The 21,882-nt window shown below is 43.8% G+C and carries 21 protein-coding genes; 4 read left to right on the forward strand and 17 right to left on the reverse strand.

Going from position 1 to position 21,882, the window contains the following annotated elements; genetic code table 11:
• Positions 1-12 precede the first annotated feature (12 nt).
• A complete protein-coding gene (locus EZE20_RS06555) occupies positions 13-4,065 on the reverse strand; it encodes a phage tail tape measure protein (protein ID WP_132115774.1) in 4,053 nt (1,350 codons plus the stop codon).
• A gap of 170 nt (positions 4,066-4,235) precedes the next feature.
• Between EZE20_RS06555 and EZE20_RS06560 the strand changes: the two genes are divergently transcribed.
• Positions 4,236-4,664 carry a peptidase associated/transthyretin-like domain-containing protein gene (locus EZE20_RS06560; RefSeq protein WP_132115776.1) on the forward strand — a complete coding sequence of 143 codons (429 nt, stop codon included), beginning with the start codon at positions 4,236-4,238 and terminating at the stop codon, positions 4,662-4,664.
• 33 nt (positions 4,665-4,697) lie between these two features.
• On the opposite strand, the gene EZE20_RS06565 is transcribed toward EZE20_RS06560, so the two are convergent.
• A complete protein-coding gene (locus EZE20_RS06565) occupies positions 4,698-5,084 on the reverse strand; it encodes a winged helix-turn-helix transcriptional regulator (protein ID WP_132115778.1) in 387 nt (128 codons plus the stop codon).
• Between the two features lie 136 nt (positions 5,085-5,220).
• Between EZE20_RS06565 and EZE20_RS06570 the strand changes: the two genes are divergently transcribed.
• Together EZE20_RS06570 and EZE20_RS06575 are read left to right on the forward strand one after the other, a co-directional pair.
• Complete coding sequence (locus EZE20_RS06570; protein WP_132115780.1) at positions 5,221-6,012, forward strand: SDR family oxidoreductase; 792 nt, start codon at positions 5,221-5,223, stop codon at positions 6,010-6,012.
• Positions 6,013-6,033: 21 nt separating this feature from the next.
• Positions 6,034-6,357: a cupin domain-containing protein gene (locus EZE20_RS06575; RefSeq protein WP_132115782.1), complete on the forward strand. Its 324-nt coding sequence runs from the start codon at positions 6,034-6,036 to the stop codon at positions 6,355-6,357.
• Between the two features lie 63 nt (positions 6,358-6,420).
• Here the strand turns inward: EZE20_RS06575 and EZE20_RS06580 are convergent, their stop codons facing one another.
• A complete protein-coding gene (locus EZE20_RS06580) occupies positions 6,421-7,023 on the reverse strand; it encodes a recombinase family protein (RefSeq protein WP_132115785.1) in 603 nt (200 codons plus the stop codon).
• Positions 7,024-7,280: 257 nt separating this feature from the next.
• On the opposite strand from EZE20_RS06580, the gene EZE20_RS06585 reads away from it, so the two are divergent.
• Positions 7,281-7,916 (forward strand): DUF3800 domain-containing protein, encoded by a 636-nt coding sequence (locus EZE20_RS06585; RefSeq protein WP_132115787.1) that lies wholly within the window; start codon positions 7,281-7,283, stop codon positions 7,914-7,916.
• 15 nt (positions 7,917-7,931) lie between these two features.
• Here EZE20_RS06585 and EZE20_RS06590 read toward each other — a convergent pair whose 3' ends face one another.
• The 14 genes from EZE20_RS06590 to EZE20_RS06655 all read right to left on the reverse strand — a co-directional run bounded on the left by EZE20_RS06590 (position 7,932) and on the right by EZE20_RS06655 (position 21,825).
• Positions 7,932-8,609, reverse strand: coding sequence for an ABC transporter ATP-binding protein (locus EZE20_RS06590; RefSeq protein ID WP_132115789.1), 678 nt, complete (start codon positions 8,607-8,609; stop codon positions 7,932-7,934).
• Between the two features lie 2 nt (positions 8,610-8,611).
• On the reverse strand, positions 8,612-9,850 hold the full coding sequence (locus EZE20_RS06595) for an ABC transporter permease (protein ID WP_132115791.1): 1,239 nt from the start codon (positions 9,848-9,850) through the stop codon (positions 8,612-8,614).
• A 2-nt stretch (positions 9,851-9,852) separates the two neighbouring features.
• Entirely contained in the window at positions 9,853-10,941 is a 1,089-nt protein-coding gene (locus EZE20_RS06600; protein ID WP_132115793.1) for an efflux RND transporter periplasmic adaptor subunit, read from the reverse strand.
• A gap of 7 nt (positions 10,942-10,948) precedes the next feature.
• Entirely contained in the window at positions 10,949-12,262 is a 1,314-nt protein-coding gene (locus tag EZE20_RS06605; protein WP_132115795.1) for a TolC family protein, read from the reverse strand.
• Complete coding sequence (locus EZE20_RS06610; RefSeq protein ID WP_165933426.1) at positions 12,252-12,659, reverse strand: DUF2147 domain-containing protein; 408 nt, start codon at positions 12,657-12,659, stop codon at positions 12,252-12,254. Before EZE20_RS06610 ends, EZE20_RS06605 begins: the two co-directional genes overlap by 11 nt.
• A gap of 118 nt (positions 12,660-12,777) precedes the next feature.
• On the reverse strand, positions 12,778-13,533 hold the full coding sequence (locus tag EZE20_RS06615; RefSeq protein ID WP_132115799.1) for a LytR/AlgR family response regulator transcription factor: 756 nt from the start codon (positions 13,531-13,533) through the stop codon (positions 12,778-12,780).
• Positions 13,530-14,396: a sensor histidine kinase gene (locus EZE20_RS06620; protein WP_165933427.1), complete on the reverse strand. Its 867-nt coding sequence runs from the start codon at positions 14,394-14,396 to the stop codon at positions 13,530-13,532. Before EZE20_RS06620 ends, EZE20_RS06615 begins: the two co-directional genes overlap by 4 nt.
• Before the next feature lie 278 nt (positions 14,397-14,674).
• On the reverse strand, positions 14,675-15,235 hold the full coding sequence (locus EZE20_RS06625; protein WP_132115803.1) for a recombinase family protein: 561 nt from the start codon (positions 15,233-15,235) through the stop codon (positions 14,675-14,677).
• Positions 15,236-15,268: 33 nt separating this feature from the next.
• Positions 15,269-16,615 carry an ATP-binding protein gene (locus EZE20_RS06630; protein ID WP_132115805.1) on the reverse strand — a complete coding sequence of 449 codons (1,347 nt, stop codon included), beginning with the start codon at positions 16,613-16,615 and terminating at the stop codon, positions 15,269-15,271.
• A gap of 188 nt (positions 16,616-16,803) precedes the next feature.
• Positions 16,804-17,739 carry an AbiTii domain-containing protein gene (locus EZE20_RS06635; protein ID WP_132115806.1) on the reverse strand — a complete coding sequence of 312 codons (936 nt, stop codon included), beginning with the start codon at positions 17,737-17,739 and terminating at the stop codon, positions 16,804-16,806.
• Between the two features lie 33 nt (positions 17,740-17,772).
• Complete coding sequence (locus EZE20_RS06640; protein WP_132115808.1) at positions 17,773-18,495, reverse strand: hypothetical protein; 723 nt, start codon at positions 18,493-18,495, stop codon at positions 17,773-17,775.
• 339 nt (positions 18,496-18,834) lie between these two features.
• The gene (locus EZE20_RS06645; protein ID WP_132115810.1) at positions 18,835-19,365 is read right to left on the reverse strand and encodes a hypothetical protein; all 531 of its coding nucleotides are present in this window, start codon (positions 19,363-19,365) and stop codon (positions 18,835-18,837) included.
• Positions 19,366-19,367: 2 nt separating this feature from the next.
• Complete coding sequence (locus EZE20_RS06650; RefSeq protein WP_132115812.1) at positions 19,368-21,374, reverse strand: DUF5977 domain-containing protein; 2,007 nt, start codon at positions 21,372-21,374, stop codon at positions 19,368-19,370.
• Positions 21,358-21,825, reverse strand: coding sequence for a hypothetical protein (locus EZE20_RS06655; RefSeq protein WP_132115814.1), 468 nt, complete (start codon positions 21,823-21,825; stop codon positions 21,358-21,360). The genes EZE20_RS06650 and EZE20_RS06655 overlap by 17 nt, the downstream gene beginning before the upstream one ends.
• Positions 21,826-21,882: the final 57 nt, after the last annotated feature.

Here is a 21,882-nt window from a genome sequence, read left to right on the forward strand (position 1 = left end):
GATAAAATTCGATTAGAGGTCAGATTTAGCAGAATTTGCGGTGGCCGACGCCACGGCACCCTGAATTTCATGCAGGCTCGGGCCGGTCGGCTTGTTTCGTATGTCGTTCAAAAGGGAATTGGATTGATCAATTTTGCCGGCCAGCTCCTTGATCGCACCAACTGTTTGAGCGGTGTTTTTGGCAATATTCTCCATCATCAGCTGACTTTCCCTGATTTGGGCGCTCGTGGTCGCATTGGTGGCACTGGCATCTCCATAGTCGGCGCTACCACCATAGTCTCCATAATCCCCATAATCGCCACCGGCGCCTCCATCGTCATAATTATAGTCCTCGTAGGCATAGTCTTCATATCCACTGGCAGTTGTACCATTCTTGGCGGCCTGATCCGCATCATATTGGGCCTGCATCTGGGCATCGTAGGCTTTTTTCTTTTTCTTGCTTCCAAACAGGTAGCTCTGACCATAGCTTAGCGGCTCAATAGGAGCTTCACCAAGCCAGGCTCCATCCCGGGCAAAGATGGGAGCGCCATTTCGGTGCAACGAGCTGTGCAATAATTTGTCAATCGTCCCTCGGTTGTTCTTATAGGTATTTCGGGACAGGATCATAATTGGTTCATCCCCTTCCATTTCACCTACTTCCTGTTGGGTATCGCGTCTGACCAAAGCGATACCCGATTTTCCGTAACTGGATCCATGTCCCGGACCTTCCGGAACACCGGCATTACGAACATATTTTTTCCCAGGGAGCGTACCACCATCTGCAAAACTGGGTGGCTGCTGTTTTTTGATCATGGCAATCTGGATCCCCGCAGTCACGGCGGAAGCGGCCACGCCGATAAGCCCCAGTGGCCAGCCCATGGTAGCCAGGGATTTGAGTGCAGCTGCTGCCGCATTAATGATGGCCATCCCGATTTGCATGGCCTGATCGCGTTTCCAGGCTTTCAGTTTTTCGGCTCGTTCCTTCTCAGCGGCTTGAGCATTGATCCGGTCAACGCCTACCTGGTATTCGATTTTGGAAATTTTGCCTGATTTGTACTGCTCCTCCCAGCTGGCCAGTTGAGAGTTTTTTTCACGCTCAATCTTTCTCAGCTGAGATTCAAGAAATGCCTGGTTCAGCTGCTGCATACCCTGCACCACCTGGCCGGCTATTTCCAGCGTTTCAGCCCCTTTCGTGGCAAAGTCTCTCAGCCTGGTTTGGTTGGCTGCCTGCTCGTTCGAGACTTTTTGTAACAGAAAATTTGTGAAAGAATTAAAATCGCCCTTGGCTAAACCTTCCAGAGCATTAAAGAACTGCGTGGTATTGGTTAGCCGGTTCTGGTGCTGTTCAGCCAGGAGCCTGGTCTTTTCTGCCTGCAGATTGGCATCATTGGTTTTTAACTGCGATGTCAGCCGATCGTCAATATTTTTAATGGCGGCTGCCCTGGCATCCGAATCTTTGATACTTTCGGCCAGCCGAGCCTTTTCGTCCGCGGCTTCCATCAACAGCTTCCGCTTTCGATACTCGTACTCCTGCGTCAGGGAGTTGATCTTTACCTGCAATTGCGCGTTGGATCCTTCCCTGGTATTGGCCAGCTGTGCTTCGGTCTTGGCCTGAAAAGCTTTAAATTCCGAATCAAAAAGCGATTTTTCTTCTTTCAGTTTAAGATCACGTGCCGCTTTTTCTTTGACTTCCGTTTCCTTCCGGAACTTGTCGCGGGTAGCGGCAATATCCTGTTCCTTTTTCGTATTAATGGCAACTTCCAGTTTGGCCAGTTGATCCTTATCCTTCACCAGCTTTTGGGCTTCTTCCAGATCTTTTTTGGCCGAAGCTTCAATGGAGGCAATCTTTCTTTTCAGATCATCGGTCTGATATTTGGCTTCCATGGCGTCAATCTTCTGAGCCGTTTGCTGATCAGCCTTTTCTTTCTTTGTCCGAAAATCGCCATTGATTTTCTCAATTTTGGCGGTATGCTCTTTTTCGAGTGCCTCCAGCCATTTGGCTTTCAGTCCGGCGTCCGCCTTTGACTTCTCGATACGCTTTTTCTCTTCGGCGTACTTGGCATTTTCATTGGCAATATTCCTTTTCAAATCATCAGCTATTGCCGTTACTTCCAGTTTGGCAATGTTTTTCAAGGCATCCTCATTGGCCTTTACCCGATCATCGGCAGTTTTTTTGGAAGCATTGGAGGAATAGGCTGCCCTGGTATCTACTTCTTTGATTACCCCTTTGGTAATATCCGTTTCTGCTTTGGTCGAATTTTTGGTGATCGTCGTCTGGGTCTTTTCCGAAGATTTTTCAATGTCCTTCTGGCTGGTTTCCCACATGGAACCTATGCGCTTAAAATTAGCTTCCAGATTGGTGGTCAGGTCTGTGAAATCCATGTTGGCTAATCCACGTAACCCATCCATGACCGCCTGAATGATGGCCAGTCCGCCGCCAAGTACGGTACCTATTAGTTTGAAAACAATGGCCAGGCCTTCCATGACGGAAATGGTACTCATGCCTTCTGATTTCAGACCCAGGAATGCACCAACAGTCTGAAAAATGGAGCCAACCGTACTGAAAAGCACTTCACCAAGGCTGACAAATACATCCAGAATCGGAATGGTACCAAGTATGACGTCCTCCATGACGGTTAGAAAACCCATGAAGCCATCGACGACCCGGCCGACAATGGGGGAGAGCCCATCACCAAGGCCAAAGCTTATTTCCTCAATAGCCTTGTCCGCTTTATCAAGTTTGGCCGCCAGCGTGTCATTCTTGATGTTGAATTCATCGGTGAGGGACGTAGCTTCCTGAAAGGCTTTGCTTGAAAGCTCTTGCTTTTCGCGGACCAGATCCGTGTTTTCAGCCAGAACGCCCATCACCTTGATCGCTTCCTGAGAGTTCAGTCCAAGATCTTTCATTTTGGCTGCTACGTCAGTGGTTGATAGTCCCTCAAAGCTTTCGGCAAGTTTCAGGATAAATTCATTCGGATTGGTATTGATCAGATTCTCTACCTCACTCTTGGCAAGGTTCATGCCCCGGGCAAATTTCTCCGATTCGGTAGCTCCAACGGTCAGCACCTTGGTTAATCCGGACGCGGCGATTTCGGAGGTTAAGCCCAGCTCCTCGAAGATGGAACCGAAGGCAAGCGACTCAGTAACTTTCGGAGCTAAATCACCTAATGCTCCGAGTCGAGCCGTGAAATCTGATAAATAGGGACCGGTGGCCAGGCCCGCAGCGCCAAGTTCATTTACTGCGGAGCCGATCCGGAGAATGGCTTCTCCTGCTTCTAAATCTTTGGTTTCTTTGAACAAGTTAGCCAGCACACCCATTTCTTTGGCTACCTGCTCAGCACCCCCGCTGAATTCATCGCCCAGGGCAACTACCGCTTTGTCGATCGCATCGACGAAGCCAAACATCTCCTCCTTCGCAATGCCGATTTGTCCACCCACCTGAGCAATATTCAAAAGGTCGAGCTGAGCGGTTCGGGTATTGATGCCTTGAAGCTGTTCGTTGAGCTCGCGTACTTCGGCGTTGGTTTGACCGGTGGTTTTTTGAATATCCGCAAAAGAATCGGAGTATTCGGCGGCAGTTTGGATGGCTTTTTTGCCAAAATCCCAGATTGCCTGACCCGCCTGCATGAGCATGTCGGCGGCAAAGGCTCCGAAGAATGTGCCCTTGAAAGTGTCCCAGAAGCCTTTTTGGTCTTCCCCTTCGTCCTTGATCTTACGCATTTCAGACCGCACGTCTTTCATACGGTCTTCAACCTGAGCAATCTCTTTAAGCTTATCGACCCATTCTTCCGAGCCGATTTTCAGATTGGCAAGATCTCGACCCAGCTGCTTACTAAGGCTGGAAAGCTCTCGCCAGGAGGCATCATTGATGTCAAGGGCTTTGGTAAGGTCTTTAATTTCATCCTTTACATCTGCCTGAACCTTTTTGAGTTCTTTCCAGGCATCGGAGCCTTTCTCCCCATTGAGCTCCATAAGGCGGAGCTCGGAGTTGACATCTTTTAGGCCTGATTCCAGGCCCTGAACGGTCTTTTGGGCTTCGTCACCCAGGATTTCGAGCCTCAGGCGGGCTACTTCCTCTAAATTCATGGCTATCGTACACTAGGTAGTGTACGAATATCAATGTAGGAAACGGGGTAGGGAAGGACAGAAAATCTGAGCTCAGGAATGAGAAAAATCTGGTACCAAATTTTCGATAAGATTACCTTTTATAAGTTACCAATTTTTTACATTTACAAAGTTTCTAAAATCCACCCAGTATGAAATTGAAACAGACCCAGGGCTTATTGCTTACTTTTTATATTTCCCTGATTATACTATGCCTTACTGAGTGCCAGCTTGGTGGCCCTGGCAAGCGCGTCACTACCGTCACGGGTCGAGTGATCGACGAGGCGCAACAGCCTGTCGATAGCGTATTGATTTTTGTGTCCTCGACTGGATTTGCTAGACCTAGTGTTAATTTAGGTGAAACATATACAGATAAGGAAGGTAATTATCAGCTTGTTTTTGATGTATCCAAAGATTTTGATGGTGTCACAGTAGGTATTTCTTTTAATCGTAGCATTGCCTTTTCTAATAAATACAAGGATTATAGCTATAATAAAAGAGAAAGTAATACGGAAGGAACATGTTGCCCCGTTCGAATTGGTGCTAAAACCAGTTACGACTTTACCTTACTATTTAGGTAAACACATACTTTTTGAACATATCCGATATACAGATTAAATAATTAGGGGTACCTCTAAATCAGAACCTACATTTTGTTTCAAAATCACATCCCGCAAGCGGTCTTCGTGCTCATCGCCCCATTGCCCCAATGTGGCAATCACGGGAATTAACGTCTTACCAAAATCAGTGAGGCTGTATTCTACTTTCGGCGGTACGACGGGATATATTTTTCTAGTTACTAACTCATGTTCTTCCAATTCTTTCAACTGGATATTCAAAACCCTGCGTGAAGCATCGGGGATTTTGCGTTGCAGTTCGCTTGGACGTTGATACCCCTGGTCAATAAACCACAGCAAGCGAATTTTCCATTTGCCATAAAGCACTTCGCCTATCAGGTCAAGTCCGCAATTCAGGTTTGGTGTTGTTTTTCTCTCATACATATTTCAAAATTAAGTATATGTATCAGTTAGTGCAATAGGGGATCAATTTATCCCTATATGAATCGTACTTCCGTACTTGTCTAAACTTCATTTACACTCCAATTTTGTCCTATCATTTAAGCAAAAGATAAATACAATGGAACAGTTTAATTTTAACAATGAATTATCAGGCAAGATTGCTTTGGTAACCGGGGGTACAAAAGGAGTCGGAAGAGCAATTGCAGAAAGGCTTTTTCAAGCTGGTGCAACCGTTATTATTACCGCAAGGAACGCACCGGAAGACGAAAACGAGAGGTTGCATTTCATTTCCGCTGATTTAAGTAAGGCAGAGGGATCACAAAAGGTGGTAAGCGAAGTGCTATCAGCTTATGGAAGGCTGGATATCCTGGTAAATAATCTTGGATCGTCATCAACGCCTGCCGGTGGATTTGCAGTATTGAGTGATGAAGATTGGGAATCAACGCTACAGGCCAATTTGCTTGCCCCGGTTCGGCTGGACAGAGGATTTTTACCACAAATGGTCGATCGAAAGAGTGGTGTTATCATTCACATTGCTTCCATACAGGGTAAGCTGCCTTTGTACGATTCAACTTTGCCTTACGCAGCTGCCAAAGCAGCATTAAGAAACTACAGTAAAAGCTTATCCAACGGAGTTGCCCCTTCGGGTGTGCGGGTGCTAACTGTTTCGCCAGGCTGGATCAATACGGCAGCATCGGAAATCTGGCTGGGCGAACTTGCAAGAAATGCGAATAGTACGGTAAAAGAAGCGCAACAGGGGGTTATGAATGCATTAGGTGGAATACCATTCGGAAGACCTGCCGAGCCTAAAGAAGTTGCAGAATTTGTCGGTTTTTTGGTTTCGCCAAGAGCAAGTTACCTCACAGGGACAGAATATATTATTGATGGTGGAACTGTTCCTACTATTTAACAACCTCAAAAATAGACAAAAATGAACTTACCAAAAGTAGTAGCCGATTTAGTAGAAACGCAAAACAGCTTTGATAGCGTCGCATACGCAAATTGCTTTTCTGAAACAGCCATAGTGTTTGACGAAGGAAAAACGCACAATGGGAGAAAAGAAATAGAATGTTGGATTGCCAATTCCAATGAGCGATACAAGGCTACCATAAAGCCTGTCGGCTTTGAAGAAAAAGAAAATAAAATCCTTTTAATAGCAGAAACTTCGGGAAATTTTCCCGGAAGTCCTATTTTATTAACTTACCACATGGAAATAGCTGATGAATTGATACAATCGTTGAAAATTGCAGGATAAGTGCTAATGACTAAAATTAGTCATTAGGTTAAATAAAAAGAAAGGACAATAAGTGCCACGGCATTATTGTCTCTTCTTCAAAAAGCCCTTAATATCAACACCACTATACTTTAAAATCTTGTAAAGTGTAGGTTGGCTTTTTATTTTGAACATCTCGCGGATTTCATCAGTGCTTCGGTTATTCTTTTCATAAACCTCTTTGACTTCCGGAGCTATCTTTCGGTAACGCTCACTTAACCCTTCCGGTCTTCCTCCGGATCTGCCCCTTGCTCGGGCTGATTCTAGCCCTGCCCTTGTTCGCTCGCGGATTATGTTGCGCTCGTGTTCAGCCAGAATACACATAAACTGGAAAAACAGATTACCGGTCGCTGTACTGGTATCAATAGACTCAGATAGTGATTTGAGATTTACTCCCCTATTTTTCAATTCTTCGATCAACTCGATGAGCTTAATGGTACTTCTTCCAAGCCGGTCTAGCTTCCATATGACAATGGTGTCACCAGGCCGTGCATATTCCATCAATTTTTCAAAATTCGGCTTGGTAGCCTTTACTCCGGAGACCTTATCGGTAAAGACCTGCTTGCATCCTTCTTTTTTTAGGGCGTCGAGCTGAAGGTCAAGGTTTTGTTCCTGGGTAGAGACCCGGGCGTATCCTAATTTGATCATTATTATGTACGAAACTTAATAAAATCAAATATAATGAATTTAGATTAATTACATTACAATATAAATAAGCAAATTATTGAGAACAGGTTGTTTTTGAATTATGTAAAAATTCGGTCGTTTTAATACACAAAGCGCATGGCTGTCGTCCTAAAATAAATTGTCCGTTGTACGATTTATGAAAAAACTGATAAATACCGTAGCAACAGTGGTTCTTCTCCTAAATTCTTATATTGTCATTTAGCTAACAACCAGCGACTATGCAAAATCGTCTTGCCTTTCTAGATGAATGGGGCAACAACGGCCTTGACTTTACTAAAAAGGGAGTGTCCACCCATTTCCTTGTTACAGCTCTTATTCTACCTAGGGAAGAACTGCCGATAGCCGAAGAAGTCCTGGAAAGGGTCAGGAAAAAGCACTTTCAGACGGGTCCTATCAAGACGGCTAAGGTAGGCAGTAATCACAACCGCAGAAGAGAGGTACTGGTGGATCTAACGGATGCTCCCTTTCGCATATTTGCTCTGGTCGTGGATAAACGACAGATCCTAGGAGAAGGTCTGCGTTACAAAGGTTCCTTCTACAAGTTTTTGCACGGGCTGGCGGACCGAGAGCTCTTTCGCACCTTCCCCAACCTTCAGATGGTGACTGACCAGCATGGCACTGATACGTTCATGGAAGGGTTCATCAGCTACGTACAAAAGAACCATATCCCCAACCTGTTCAACCAATCCTCTGTATCGTCCAGGAAGCGGAATGAATATCCCACACTTTTTGATGCACTCCTAATTCCATTAGAAGAAGGGGCAATTAAATTAACGGTTCAGGAAAACACTGCTATTGATCCCCGGGATGACAAAAATCCCAGAACAGAAATCGAGGTGGTGAGCAGGTGGTAAACAGCAGAGAAAATCTCAAATAATCACCCCATCTCTCATTTCAATCACCCGATCGCAATTGGCGGCAAAATCATCATCATGGGTCACGGCAATGATGGTTTGGCCCCGCTCTTTGGAAAGCTCTCTGAAAATGTCAAAAACGATCTGTGTATTTTTACTATCAAGATTGCCGGTTGGTTCGTCGCCCATGATGATGGCTGGCTCGTTGATCAGTGCCCGAGCTATGGCCACCCGCTGTTGTTGCCCTCCCGACAGCCTGTTAGCCTTTTTCAAAGCCTGTTCTTGAAGACCAAGCAGGCCCAGGTTTTTGTAAGCAGCTTCTTCAATCTCTTCCTTGCTTTTTTTTTTCAGTTTCAGGGCCGGCAGCATTACATTATCTAAGGCTGAAAACTCAGGTAACAGGTAATGAAACTGGAACACAAAACCAATATTTCGGTTACGGAAGTCTGCCAATTCGTTTTGTTTTCGGTTGGTTAGTACTTCATTATTCAATTCGAGGGTACCCGTATAATCCGTATCCATGGTTGAGAGTACATACAACAGCGTGGATTTACCACTACCCGATTTCCCGATGAGTGCCACAAACTCCCCCCGTTTCACTTCGAAACTGACTTTTTTCAGTACTTCAAATTTTACGGGTTCGTAAAAATATTTAACGATGCTATCTGCTTTTAAAACAATTTTGTTTGTCATGGTTATCCTCTTATAATGTCTACGGGATCAATTTTTGATGCTTTAAGGGCCGGCAGGTATCCGGCAATTACCGTAATAATCAACCCGAAAATAAATGCCAGTACATAATCCTGCCAATCGTACGTCATGGGCAGTGTTTCCAGATTGGCAATTTTAAATGGCACCCGGTTGACGACCCACGATATCAACAACCCAAAACCCATGCCCAGAACACCCCCAACAATACCGATAATCACCGCTTCGGTTAAGAAGATCTGGGTTACGTCGTTGCCCGAAAAACCCATGGCCTTCAGGATGGCAATCTCCTTTATTTTCTGGTTGATGGTCATGTTCATGATGTTATAAATGCCAAAGCCCGCTACCAGCAAAATGGTCAGCGAAACGGCAATAGCGATGATATCCCGTAATTCTGAACCCGCCACCAGCTGTTCGTTGGCCATTTGCCAACTTTCCACCTTGTAGGGAACCATAGGCGCCAGTTTGTTCACCAGGCCCTCGGTCTGATTATAGTCATTGATATTAATCTGTATGTCGGTAACAAAAGCAGCATTGGCCGCCTGCACCTGCCGGGCGGCATTAATGTTGATGTAGCCCTTTATTTTATCAGTACCCGCTACGCCCGTTTCAAACAGACCAATTACTTTATAATTCTTGCTCACCCCGTCAGCGGTAAGTATGTTCAGATTGTCACCTATGCTAACACTGAGGTTGCTGGCCAGCTCGCTGCCCAGAATAATACCATCGCTGCGCTTCTCCAAATCGATCCAATTGCCTTTTACCATGTATTTACTGATGTTAAAGACCTTATCTTCATTTTGAACATCAACCCCCGAAATAGTGCCATTTATTTTGTTGCCGGTATTCTTAAAAAACACATTAAAGTTCACTTGTGTAGTGTAGCTGGTTATTTCGGGCTGCGATTTCAACAACGCGGTTATGGCCGCTGAGTTTTTAATGCCATCGGTGTATTTTATGATTTTGGGATGACTGATGTTCACCACCGCATCGGGATAGACTGCCTGTATGATGTTGCTCCGGTCGGCCGGCCGGTCATTGTATATGTGTACATGTGCCAGGGCGCTGAATGCGAGTTCCGTCTGAGTATTGTTTACACCGGTCATAAAGCCGGTCATAAAAACGTACATGCTGATGCCAAAAACCACACCTAGTATGGCCACGATCGTTTGACCAGGGCTTGAAGTCAGGTATGTACGGGAAATGCGGTTATTTACAGAGGCCATGGCTATTGCTTTTGGGGTAATTCAATCACATCTCCTTCTTTGAGCCCGCCGATAATCTCAACCCATTCAGCTGACTTAATTCCGGTTTGTACGTTTTTTTTCTTTTGGCCCTCTTTCAGTAAAACTGTATTATCATCCACCAAATATTCGGTAGGTATCACCAGGGCTTTTTGCTTTTCGGATACCACAATGTTGGCCTGCAACTGCGTACCGTCTTTCAGCACGGCAGGGAATTTCGTAAAAGTGGCCTCCGCTATGAAGGATTGGGCACTGTTGTCAAAAGACGGATAGATTTTGGATAGATACCCCTCATAAACCGTACCCTTGGCGGTATTCAGCGAAACGTAAACGGGCTGGTTCAGTTTTATTTTTTCAATATCGTCTTCATCAATAAACAGCTTCATGATCTTGCTGCCGGAACCGATGACAGCTACTGTTTCTCCACGTTTTACCAGGTCGCCTTGGTTTTTCAGTACCTGCAAGACGGTCCCTCCACCATCGGCCGTCAGGTTGTAGTACTGGTTGTTTTGCTGCTGCAGCTGGTATTGACTCAAGGCATTGGCTTTGTTGAGCTGCAGGTTATCCTTTAAGTTGTCAAGACTTTTTTGCAGCTGTGCAATGGTCGAGAGGTCGTTTTGATAAACCAATTTTACATTTTCATAGTCCACTCTCGAAACAGCATTGGTTTTGATGAGGTTTTCATACCGTTGCAGGTTAGCTTCATCGGTTTGCTTTTTACGCATAGCCTGGCTGATCTGTTCTTCCAGTTCCCTGATCTGCGGCGAATTACCGTCGGCATTGCTTTTGGCAAACTGGTAATTGGTGGCTGCATTTTCCACCTGCAATTGCTGCACACTGTTGTTGAGCCTGAATAACAACTTATTTTTTGCCACCGTATCACCTTCGCTGATCTTTGCTACCTCAAGGTATCCATCGGCCATTGCAGTAACCCTGTATTCATCTTTTGTGATAATATTTCCACTGGCAAAAACGGCATCTACCAAATCTTTTCGCTGCGGCGTTGTTGTTGGCTGCTCTTTGCAGGCTGACAGTAGCAATAGGCCTGCAAGGGTTGTTAGTATTCTATTCATGACTTCCTTATTTTCTGGCGTTTACAGATGCCTGCACCATTAGCAGGTTTGACAAACTATTCAGATACATATTTTCGGCACTGAGGTAATCCTCAAAACTTTTCAAGTAGCTGTCCACGCTGATGAGCCCCTCTGCGTATTGCTGGCGGGCCAGTTCAAGGTTTTCGCCAAACAATTCAAAAGTTTTTTTCGAGTTATTGGTCATGCTCAGGTAATTGCTGAAACTTGTTTTCAGTGCATTGTCGTTAATGGCACTCTGCTTTTGGGCATCCTTAAACTGCACTTCCACAATCTGCTTTTGAATGGTGGCACTTTGAAGTTTATTCTTTGTGGCAAACCCGGTAAACAATGGCACGTTCAGGTTAAGTCCGAGGTATCTATAACCCGACCAGGAGCTACTTTGCAGGGAAAGACCAAAGTCACTTCGGAACTGCTGAGAGCCGGTGTATGACATTAATGACAAGCTGGGGTAAAAAGCCGCTCTGGCCGCTTTGGACTGGTGATCGGCAGATGCAATACTGTGTGGATACACCAGGAGGTTTCGATCTATTCCCAATTCGGGGACGTTAGTGTACAAACGCACCAGGTCCGTTTCCTGCCTAAGTACCAGGTCGTTTTCGAGCTCTATGCCGGTAAGTTTTTTTATATTGCTCAAAGCCAGCTGTTTCAGTTCCTCACTCTGGTAAATATTCTGCAGCACATTGTTATAATCAATTTGGGCTTTGTTGACCGGTGTGATCGGGATGAGCCCCTGGCTGAATTTCTGGTTGGCAAGCTTCAGAATGCTATCGGCAAGGGCCAGGTCTTTACTGAAGATGTCGGTAGAGGCATTCGCTACCTGCCACGAATAATAATACTGCGCCAGTTGGGTTTTTAGACTTTGTTCAAAAGCACCCTGTTGCGCTCCTGTTAGGGCAATATTTTCTTTGGCAGCCTGAGCCTGAAATTTCTTCTGCCAGTCAAACAGGCCTTTTGTCATCGTGAGGCCGGCATTGTACTGATATTTTTTTCCGAACTGCAAGTCAAGCGTTGTACCCGGTTGGCCCACCAGTTCCCCTGGTACTGGTGTGGTGGCCAGTTCCAGAAAATCCAACCCATTGAAACTGGCTCCGGCCTGTGGATAGAGGAAACTCCGCGCCGTTTTATAATCAGCTTCCGCCTTTTGCCTCTGTAAGGTATACACCTGCTGATTGCCGTTTTTTTGCAGGGCTATCCGCCAAAGCTCTTCAAGACTCTGTATGGTGGTACTGTCAATTGACTGGGCCCCAACTGCTAATCCCCTTAGCAATACAAAAGCAGTTAAGATGATTTTAGTCCTCATAACGCTTCCAGGTTTTGGTTTTTGCCACACCGTATTTTCTTCCCTGAATTTTTATGGTGTTGATGTCAACCCTTGTCACACTTGCGTCGGCATACACTCCATTTTCAGGGCTGTATAGCCTTCCCCCGTTCCAGGTATTTTCAGAGGGATGATATTTTAGCCCGGTTAAAATTTCAAGCCCGAGAATGGGTCGGTTTCGTAAACTTTTATCCGGATTTCTTTGGTCGGTTGCCTTGCTGCCTTTGGGGTTTTTTAACCAGGTTATTTTGCCCCGGTATTCGTTGCCGGATTTGTAAATTTCAAAACGGGCTGAACCGTCTTCTGCCATCCATTTGCCGGTAATATCATTGGATGTTGTTTGCGCCGATGCGGTCACAGTGGCCAGTAGAAGTAGCATGCTCCATAAACATTTCATAGTCACTCGCTTTTTGGGTAAACTTATACCGAACCCCAGGCGGATACAATGAAATTTTCAGCGAAACGGACAAAACCACTATTAAAGCAGACAATTTGAATCAGGCATTTTTCAGCCATTCGAGAAAGGCCGGTATCTTTTCCTTACTAATGAGGATTTGTTCGGGAAATTGGATGTGAAGTGAAACCAGCATTTTGCGGTTAAAATACTGGGTAGCATCTTTAATTGCCTTACGATGAACTATTATCTGCCGGTTGGCCCGGAAGAAATAAGGTAATTGCAGGGCCTGGAAATCTTCCAGGGTTTGGGTCGTAAAATGAATAGTATTATTGAAGGTGTACAGTTTAACGGTCGATTTATCAAGATGGATTGCGGCTATGTCGTCGGTATTTAAGGGAATAATTTTATCTTTTTGATGAAGGAGGATCGATTTGGCAGTAGGGGCTTTCGTTTGTCTATTGAGATATGCTAGCAGTTCTTCAATAGGGATTTGGCGCTTTTGCGTGATCTTTTCAAACTTCTCAATCGCGTTTTCAATATCGGCTTCGTCAAAGGGTTTTAATACATAAGCAATACCGTTTGCCCGGAAGGCTTCCAACAAGTACTCGTTATAGGCCGTAAAAAAAATGATAGGTGCGTCTGAAGGCACCTCTTTAAAAATTTCGAAGCTGACGCCATCTCCTAATTGAATATCAGAGAATACCAGGTCAATGTTGCGGTGGTCCCGAAAGTATTTCTTGGCCGTTTCTACTGTTTCCAATACATCGTTCACAACATAGCCTGGCCTCAGATTTCTGATTAACTCCAAGAGTTCACCAGCAATAATTTTCTCGTCTTCAATAACCACAACATTCATGGTACGATCAATTTTATTTTTACCGCAAACTGTTCTTCATTACTTATCACCTCAATGTCGTTTCCAGAAAGTAGTTTGGTCCGTTGGTTGATGTTGGCCAAGCCCGTTTTGGATGGCCCGAGCACAAATTTGGGTTGCACATTATTTTCAACTACCAGCATATCATCCTGTGTTACTACGGTTATTTCCAGTGGCTGTTGGGGGGTAAAATTGTTGTGTTTGATCGCATTTTCTATAAGAGATACCAATGTAAAAAAAGGGATATGCTGGCTTAGCTTTCTTTCATCAATATTAACTGTGAAAAGAAGGGCCGCGCCAAACCTCAGTTTTTGCAATTCAATAAAATTTGCTGCCAATTCTAGTTCTTCTTTTAGCGAAGCGGATTTCCGGTTGATGTGTATGGTAACCCTTAAAAAATCAGACAGCCGTTTGATGTATTGCTCTGCCTGTTCGGGGTTATTTTTAATCAGCGCTTTGGAAATACTCAGCGCATTGAACAGGAAATGCGGGTTTACCTGATCTTTCAATAATTTGTATTCAGCTTCCAGGTTGGTAAACTTCAATTCCGCATTTTCACGGTTCAGCCGAAGCTGGGATTCTCTTTTAAAGATCAGGTCCAGCAGAATAAACACAATCAGGTTGATGGATAAAACGTAGGTTAGCCTCAAGATGACCATTTGCGGTAAACTGAGCCGCGTAAGCGATCCGTTGAGATTGGCGGTGAGGGTAATTGTAAAACCTATTCCAAGCATGATAAACGAGCTGAGCAAAACCCGCATCCAGGTTTGAATCCATTTTTTTCGGACCAGGGTAATCAATAAAATATTCAACAGCCAGCAGAAAGCCGTGAATGCGCAAAACATCAGCCAGGCAACAAAAAAATTAAAATAATTTTTTTCCCTGACTGTATATACCGGTATCACCACCAACAAGGCTATTAGCGGAGTGGTGATACCAGCAGTTTTAATAATTTGCCTACGTAATTTCTGCGATAACATTTTTCAAATGGAGGTTTTTCTAACAAATGGGCGAAAAACGGCGTTAGTGAACTGCGTTTTTAGTTTTGATACATAGTTGTAGACGGGGTTCTTCTTCCAACGGGGCGGTTTTACACGCTAAGACCATGGATTTGGTTTACTACTCATTTGTTCAATGCCTTCCTGTACCGCTTGACGCTTGATAAGCTGATGCCGGTCAGCTGTACAATCTCAGTAACGGAGAGCCCCCTTTCCAGGGCTTTTCTTACTTTCTGATAGTTCTCGTCATTGACGCCGCTGGGGCGGCCGATGTGCTTGCCGTTTGCCTTGGCCAGGAGCTGGCCGGCGCGGGTCTTTTCCAGAATCATCTCCCGATCGTACTCCGCCAGTGCAGCAAAGATGCCTATAACTAGTTTTCCGGCCGCAGTGCTAAAATCTATACCCAGGTCCAAAGCTTTGAAGATGATGCCTTGTTTGGCAAATTCTCCGATTAGATTAATGAGGTGGTCACGGCTCCGTCCTAGGCGGTTGAAGCGGGAAACAACCACCGTATCGCCCTCCCGGAGAAGCGAAAGCATTTCGTCCAGGGCAGGTCGTTGAATGGAAAGTCCGGAGATCTTCTCCTGGAAGATCCTGTCACAGCCAAATTTCTGTAAGGCCTCGATTTGGGTGTCGGTGTTCTGGTCGGCGGTGGAGACGCGGGCATAACCGAAGGCTTGGTTCATATGTGGTCAAAAAGATGGGTTCAGAAAGGTACATCAACTTTTTGACTTGACCCTACTTTTTGGCCCCTGTTTTTGGAGGGATACCAAAAAGAAACCCCGTCTTTCGCCCAGGTTCAGAAAGGTTTGGCTTTTTGGGCCTGGGGAAAGGCCTGTGAGACACAGGCCAAGGAATAGTAATAGTTTATAATTATTGGGGTTGTCATTTATTATTTCAACCGTATATTTGTAGCCTGCATTAGTTAAAAATGAATTGATACTTTTTCTGTATTTTTTAATTAACAATCTAACTATTTGTTTTTGTTTGTTGATTTCACCTTGCAATAGACCAACTTTTTCAAGAACTGTATTGAGTGAAGTGTTTAATGATTCAACGATTTGCTTTGTTTTTTCTGCCTTGAATCTATCAAATAGGTCAATATTAATTTTGAGATTTGTCAACTTTTCTTCAACCTTTTCATCCTCACTAAAACTTACGAAAGAAATGTTTTTTAAAGCCTTTAATTTTAATAAAAAATCGTCAATCTGTTGTTTAACTACAACAATATAATTCATTTCGGATTCTTCTAAACCTGATTGTTTTTCTGTTATGGTTTGAAGTGTTAAGTTGGCGTCTTCCGAAAAATATTCGCCAAGATTTTTTAATGCTTCAATAATTACAGTAAAATTCTTTATTACATTTCTATCGTAATATGTTGATACAGATTTTATAGTTTCTTTATTTTCAGTTGTTGGTGAAGTGCAATATGGACAATCGTCAGAAATATCAAGAAACTGTAGGCCATTGTTCTGCCATTCTAACCATTTTACACAACTTCTGTCTTTAATTAATTTACTGTATCCTCTTAATGAATCAGGAATATGTTGGATTTTATTCCCTCCTTTTAATCCCTTATATAATGCAGAAGATTTAGAAAGACCAGTTTGTGTAGTTGCAAAACTTTTGGATAGATTTTCAAAATCTAATATAATTTTATTTAAGTCATCATTGTCTGAAAAAACTTTCTTTATTTCAGATAATAATTGTTCGATTTGGTCGGTTGATAACTTAAATTCAGGAGTATTTATAAAAATTTCATAACTATTTGAGATTAATTCATCTTCTTTAAATAAAAATTGATTTAAGTATTCTTCATTAAAAATAAGTACACTTTTAATTTCTTCATTCATTATAATTTCAGGGACAATTTCAATTTCTGAATTTCTATGCTTAAATGGGATTAATTCTTTCAATAATTCCGGAGAATCAATTGAATATTTTATAGCTCTTGTAATTGTACTTTTTCCTGTACCATTTATCCCAAATTTAATATTTAGTTTATTTTTAGTGATTTCAATTTTACCACTATCAATATTATTGCAGTTTGTAATTGTTAATTCCATAATTTATTTTTTTTGTTTTAATGGTGTCGTCTTTTAGAGTATTTTGTTATAAATAATTAGAGATTTTGAAACACAAAGCTTTCAAACTTGCACAAAAGGCTAATTGGAAAATTGAACTTATATTTTGCCACTTCGCCCCACGTGACGCCAAATGTGAATTATAATCCGTTTTTTTTCCTGCTGCGTGTTTAATGAATTCCATAATAGGCTTTTAAAAGTTCAACAAGAAGTCCGCCAGCAGCACCTGTCCCAATTTGCCAAGTCCCGTCAAGTGTCATACTTACCATTTTTTGAACCCATTTATTTGCTTTTGTACCAAACTTCTTTGTTTCTCTGTTTGGCTCTTCCTCCTGGACGATTTGAATTATTTCGTCAATATTTTTAGCAGGCACGCTATTCTTTTCTAACTCTCTTTTCAAGTCAGCCACACTGCCTAGAGTTATATTTATGTTAGAAGTTACGGAATTTCCTTCCCCTGTTGTTATTGTATTTCCAAAGCCACTTGTATTAATTATTGTCTGATTATAAATCTTTCCAATTTTTTCATTTACGTTTTCTTTTACAATTAATTTATTTTTAATTAACTCGTCTAAATTGGGAACTTCCTTTTCTAATTGAAGCATAAAGTCTAAAAGTTTTGCTCTAACCTCTGCGAGAACCTGCGTTATCTGACTGACGTGAACAACCATGCTCATTGTAGTAATAGCAAATCGTTGTCCAGCATCAATAGCCATCTTTGTCAGAATAGCACACATATCAGGACCGAAGTCTTTATAAATTATCCCATTCCTATTTTCTCTTTCCTGATTCTCTAAAGTTTGAATACTGTCATTGAATCGAAATTGTAATAAATCGTCTATAAACGTATTTTGAAATACCATTAAAGGCAAGGGCACATTCTCATAAGTGTCAAATCCTTGTTGCATCGTGCAAGTAATGTTTGATGTTCCAAGACGGTATGTCGGAAGCTCCTTCTCTTTATATCCGCTGAGTTCATCGTTAGTCCATTTCATCAGTTCCTCATTGCTAATTCTCGTCGCTAATACTTTTGTCTTTAACAATGGATTAGTCAGAGATTTTTCTGAGTTTGATAGTTCATCAATTATTTGCTCGATTATTGTCATTCCGTCTTCTTTTAAAATGACTTATAATGGCCATTAATTACCGTCTTTTTCATTTGTTTCCTCTTTTTCCTCCTTTAATTCTCTTAGTTTCTCATACAATTTATGTCTTTCTTTATCCTTATCTCTTAAAAGTCTTAAAGTGTAAAGAAGCATCATTGCTATAATTGGAATTAAAGTCGCAATTGTCAATAGTGGTAATTTATCTTGAAGTAAGCTTAAATTGTCTTTTTCAGTAGCTCTGTTTGTTATGAATAATGTCATTGTTAGAACCATTGCAAAAGTTGTCATTGCTAGCAAAATACTGTTGTACTTAGAAGAAATATTGTCCTTTTCGTTTAAGTAAATTACTTCAACTTCTTTTTGTGTACTTTCTCCTTTTCCCGTTTCTTTCATTGAGTTTAATAAGCCGCAGAAATCTAATTTCTGTTCTGAACTTAAAAATGAATTAGCCATAATTTCATTGATTAAGTCATTTGAAAGAGAGAATTCATTATATAAATCTTCTTGCTTTACACCATATTTTTTCGCTGTCGAAATTCTTACTGCTGAAAGGATTTCCTTAGTTGGGATTTTCTTTTCAATTACAAGTGGCCTAATTGAATACAATATTTCATTGTTTGCAGTCTCTATTTTTTGTAAATATTCTCTTTTTTCACGTTTGCTAAAAAAGTACCTCGTTACAAAAAATACTATTAAAGAACTGATTATTCCACCTCCAATTCCTGTTACCCAAGGGTTATTTAGTATATCTGTCATATTTTATGTTGTCGTCTTTTGATATGGTGCATATCGTTTTGCCGCTTTGCGAAGGCTGGTATTTTGAGCAATAAAATTCATTAGATGCACAAAGCTTGGATTTAGCACTTCCCTTTCACATTATGCAAGTAGGTCTCGCTTTAGCAAAATATTTTGTAGTATGAAACTCAATTGGTTGCGTAACTGGATAATGATGCTATTACATTACCTTGCTCCAATTCAGCCAACTCGACTTAGGTTTTGATTGATTCTCTAACGGTGACAAGATAGCACAACATCTTTGTATACAAATACTATTGTAGAAATTTAGAATCAGTCTAAGGAAGTTGTTCCCCACTTCTACTTGCCTTCTGCCTGCTCTTTCAACGCTCTCATTACCAGCACCTGCGTCCGTTCCATCATTCGCCGTCGCATCACATTCATAAAATCCACCTTGGTACGGTTGTACCAGGTCGAGCTGCGTTTTCTCCGGACGGTGCCTATTCGTTTTTTGTGCATAGCAATGGCCCAGGCAATGTGCCGGGCATCTGATTGCTTGGTTGGGAGCTTCCGTTGCCCAAACCGGTTCACAAAGGCAAATTTGTCCAGCCCCACTTTATCAACATATTCTTCCAACACATCCACGGATGGCATATTCAGGTAGGTAAGCGAGCGCATGTCCTTCATCCGGCCGTAGCCTTTGAAGTAAATGTCTCCGGAGACGGCCAGCTGCCCGGCCTGATGGTTGATCTGGTACTCAAAGCTATTTCTGAGCTCAGAGGTCAGGAGCAACCCGCTTCGCTCAATGGCTTTTTCAAAATAGCCTACCGCATCACGGGTAATTTCCGTAGCCAGATCAAGAATCTCCTGACTTAAATCATCTGCAATCATGCTCAGGCGGGTTCAATGACTATGATTAGTTCATCATCGCCCCAGGCTACCGGCACATTTGCAAAACGAAACGTCTGATTTCCATTCAGGATCGGACTGGACAGGTTTTTAGTCGGGATTCTGACCTTGTATGGCAGGGTAGGAGCCGACGCAAAAGACGCCTTGATGTCCAGCGTGTAGGTACCTGCTATCAGACCAGCGGCCGCATAGCGCACATCAATGCTGTATGCAGTATTGGCAATAACTTCCACCTCATTTTTGCGGACAGCCGCAATCGGATTATAGGCCGCACCCGTAAAGCCGATGCCATCGCCGGGGCAATCATTTCGTAGTCCAAGCGGAATTGGAGTTGCCAATACGCAGCTTCCGTATAGGTTGGCGTTGTTTTGCGTATCCAATGCAAACCAGGCTGCCTGGGCCCTGGCATTGGCGTCTGTCTGACTGCTTTCCGAGCCGTACACACCGGCCGGAATGGTGATCATCCAGCGGGTACCTACGTAGCCGTTTGGGCAACCAACTTTCATGTACGAAGACATCCCGCTGATTTCTTCACTTAGAAATGTGGTTAAACCCGGCGCACAATCGGCGCTTATCCAGGATCCTATGTAGCCTTCTGTGCCTGGATTGTTGGGCTTTTGGGTATAGGGTTTTACATCTTCACCCGTATCAAGGTAGTATTTTACCAGCAAACCATACCTTTTCAAATTGGTCCGCAGGCCAGTAACTGCGTTCGTTTCACAAGCCGGGGCATCCCCACGCCATGAGGTTGGCCGGGCTGGTACCGGAGGCAGTATCGGCAATTTGCTGTACGACCGCTCGGCATTGGTGTAGCGGAAGGTCATGGACCGGTTGATCAGCGTTTCGGCGTCATCCAGCGGCAGGTAGGATTCTGTCAATGGCAGTAGCGGAATCATTTCCCGATCGGTGATCAGATAAAACTGCTCTGAAAAATAAAGCTCCTGCCACCACTCCCGTTGAGCCTTGGCCTGATGAGCCGGATAGCCAAAGGCTACTGACAGCTGTCGTTCTCCCGTAACCCGGTTGATCACCTGCTCGCTCGATGTGGGCAGAAAGTCAAAGCCCGTAAACCGATCGGCCAGTTGGCGCGCGACAATCAAACTTTCACTGCCGCTGCCGGTAAAGGCAATTGTGTCAAATGCTCCTAAGCTATTTTCAAAAATCAGGTAACGCACCTGTCGATGGTGCGTAGTATCTAGTATATAAGTCCGTGTTTCCGATAGCCGTTCTTCATTTTCATTGGATAGCCAGACCTCATATCTCTGCACTGTTTTGGCCAGATCCATGAGCCCAAGCGCCTGTACCCCGACCGGAATGCAGTAGGCCGTCATGGCCGTAATGCCTGCCAGGGTTTGGGCTGTAAAGGTCTGCCGGGTAAAATCATCAAATTGCACCTGAACCCGAAGGTGCAATTCAGCCGGGGTCGGACTGAAATTAGTCAGGAAAGTGAGGAATTCGGGTTGATCCGGGCGAATGCCCAGGCCATCAGGTTTATAGGTCAGAAATTTCCGCCCCTCGGTGTAGCGGGTAAAAAAGGTAGCCTGAAAATCGGCATAGTCCGCAGGGCCGATACCGGCGCGGAAAACGGTGCCGGTTGGAAAAAGAGACTCATCAATCAGTGTTTCACCCTCAAACCTTCGGGCCTTTGTGTAGAAGGACGAAGTTAACGTATCGCAGACCGAAATCACCTGCTGACCAAATGCAGGCGGGCAGCTCATCAGCTGCGAGTGAAGCAGCTCGGCCAGATCAAAGTAGGCACCTGCGTAGGTGACCACAACGGCAAAGTTTTTGGGCGGCTCTTCCGAAGCTTCCAGCGTGGTGAGAAGGGCATACTCTGATGCCTGAAAAAACTTCGGCGTGTAGACATCCAGCAAATACCGCAGACCGGCGCGAACGGGAAAAGTTGCCGGACTAACCGGATCCACATTTACAATGATCGGGTTTTTGGAGAGCGCCAGATCTTTGGGGGTAATACTAGCTAAGTAATCCATTTGCGTTCAGGTGAAGTTCAAATTCGAGTCTCCACCCATGGTGGTTATTTGCCCAGGCACGATCTACGGCCGACTTTCTCATTTTAGCCAGGTTGCAGTGCACAAAGCCTTTGGACCGGTTATCGGCCCGCATTTGTTTTTGGAGTTTGTAAATGATCCGAATCGAATCAATTTCAGCCTGGATTTGCTCCTGTGGCCGGTCAAGTGGCGGAGCAAAAATGATACTCACGCCCCCGTAGTAAATCTCGGTCAGCTGACTGGCGTCGTTGTCATCCGAAATGATTTCGGGTTGTTCGAGCCACATAAACGGGTAGTTGAAGCCGTCCGCTCCGGTGGCGTACTGAATACCCAGCTCAACACCTCCATAGAGAAAGTACTCTATATCGGGGCTGAGCTGGGCAAACTGCCTGAAGTAATTGATATAGGATTCAAAATCGGCACTGCGTAGCATACCTCCATGGGATTTGGTAGGCTACAAACGTAGGGAGTAGGTTGGAAGGGAAGTAGG

It is taken from the genome of Arundinibacter roseus, assembly GCF_004348825.1.
GTDB classification, from domain to species: Bacteria; Bacteroidota; Bacteroidia; order Cytophagales; family Spirosomataceae; genus Arundinibacter; species Arundinibacter roseus.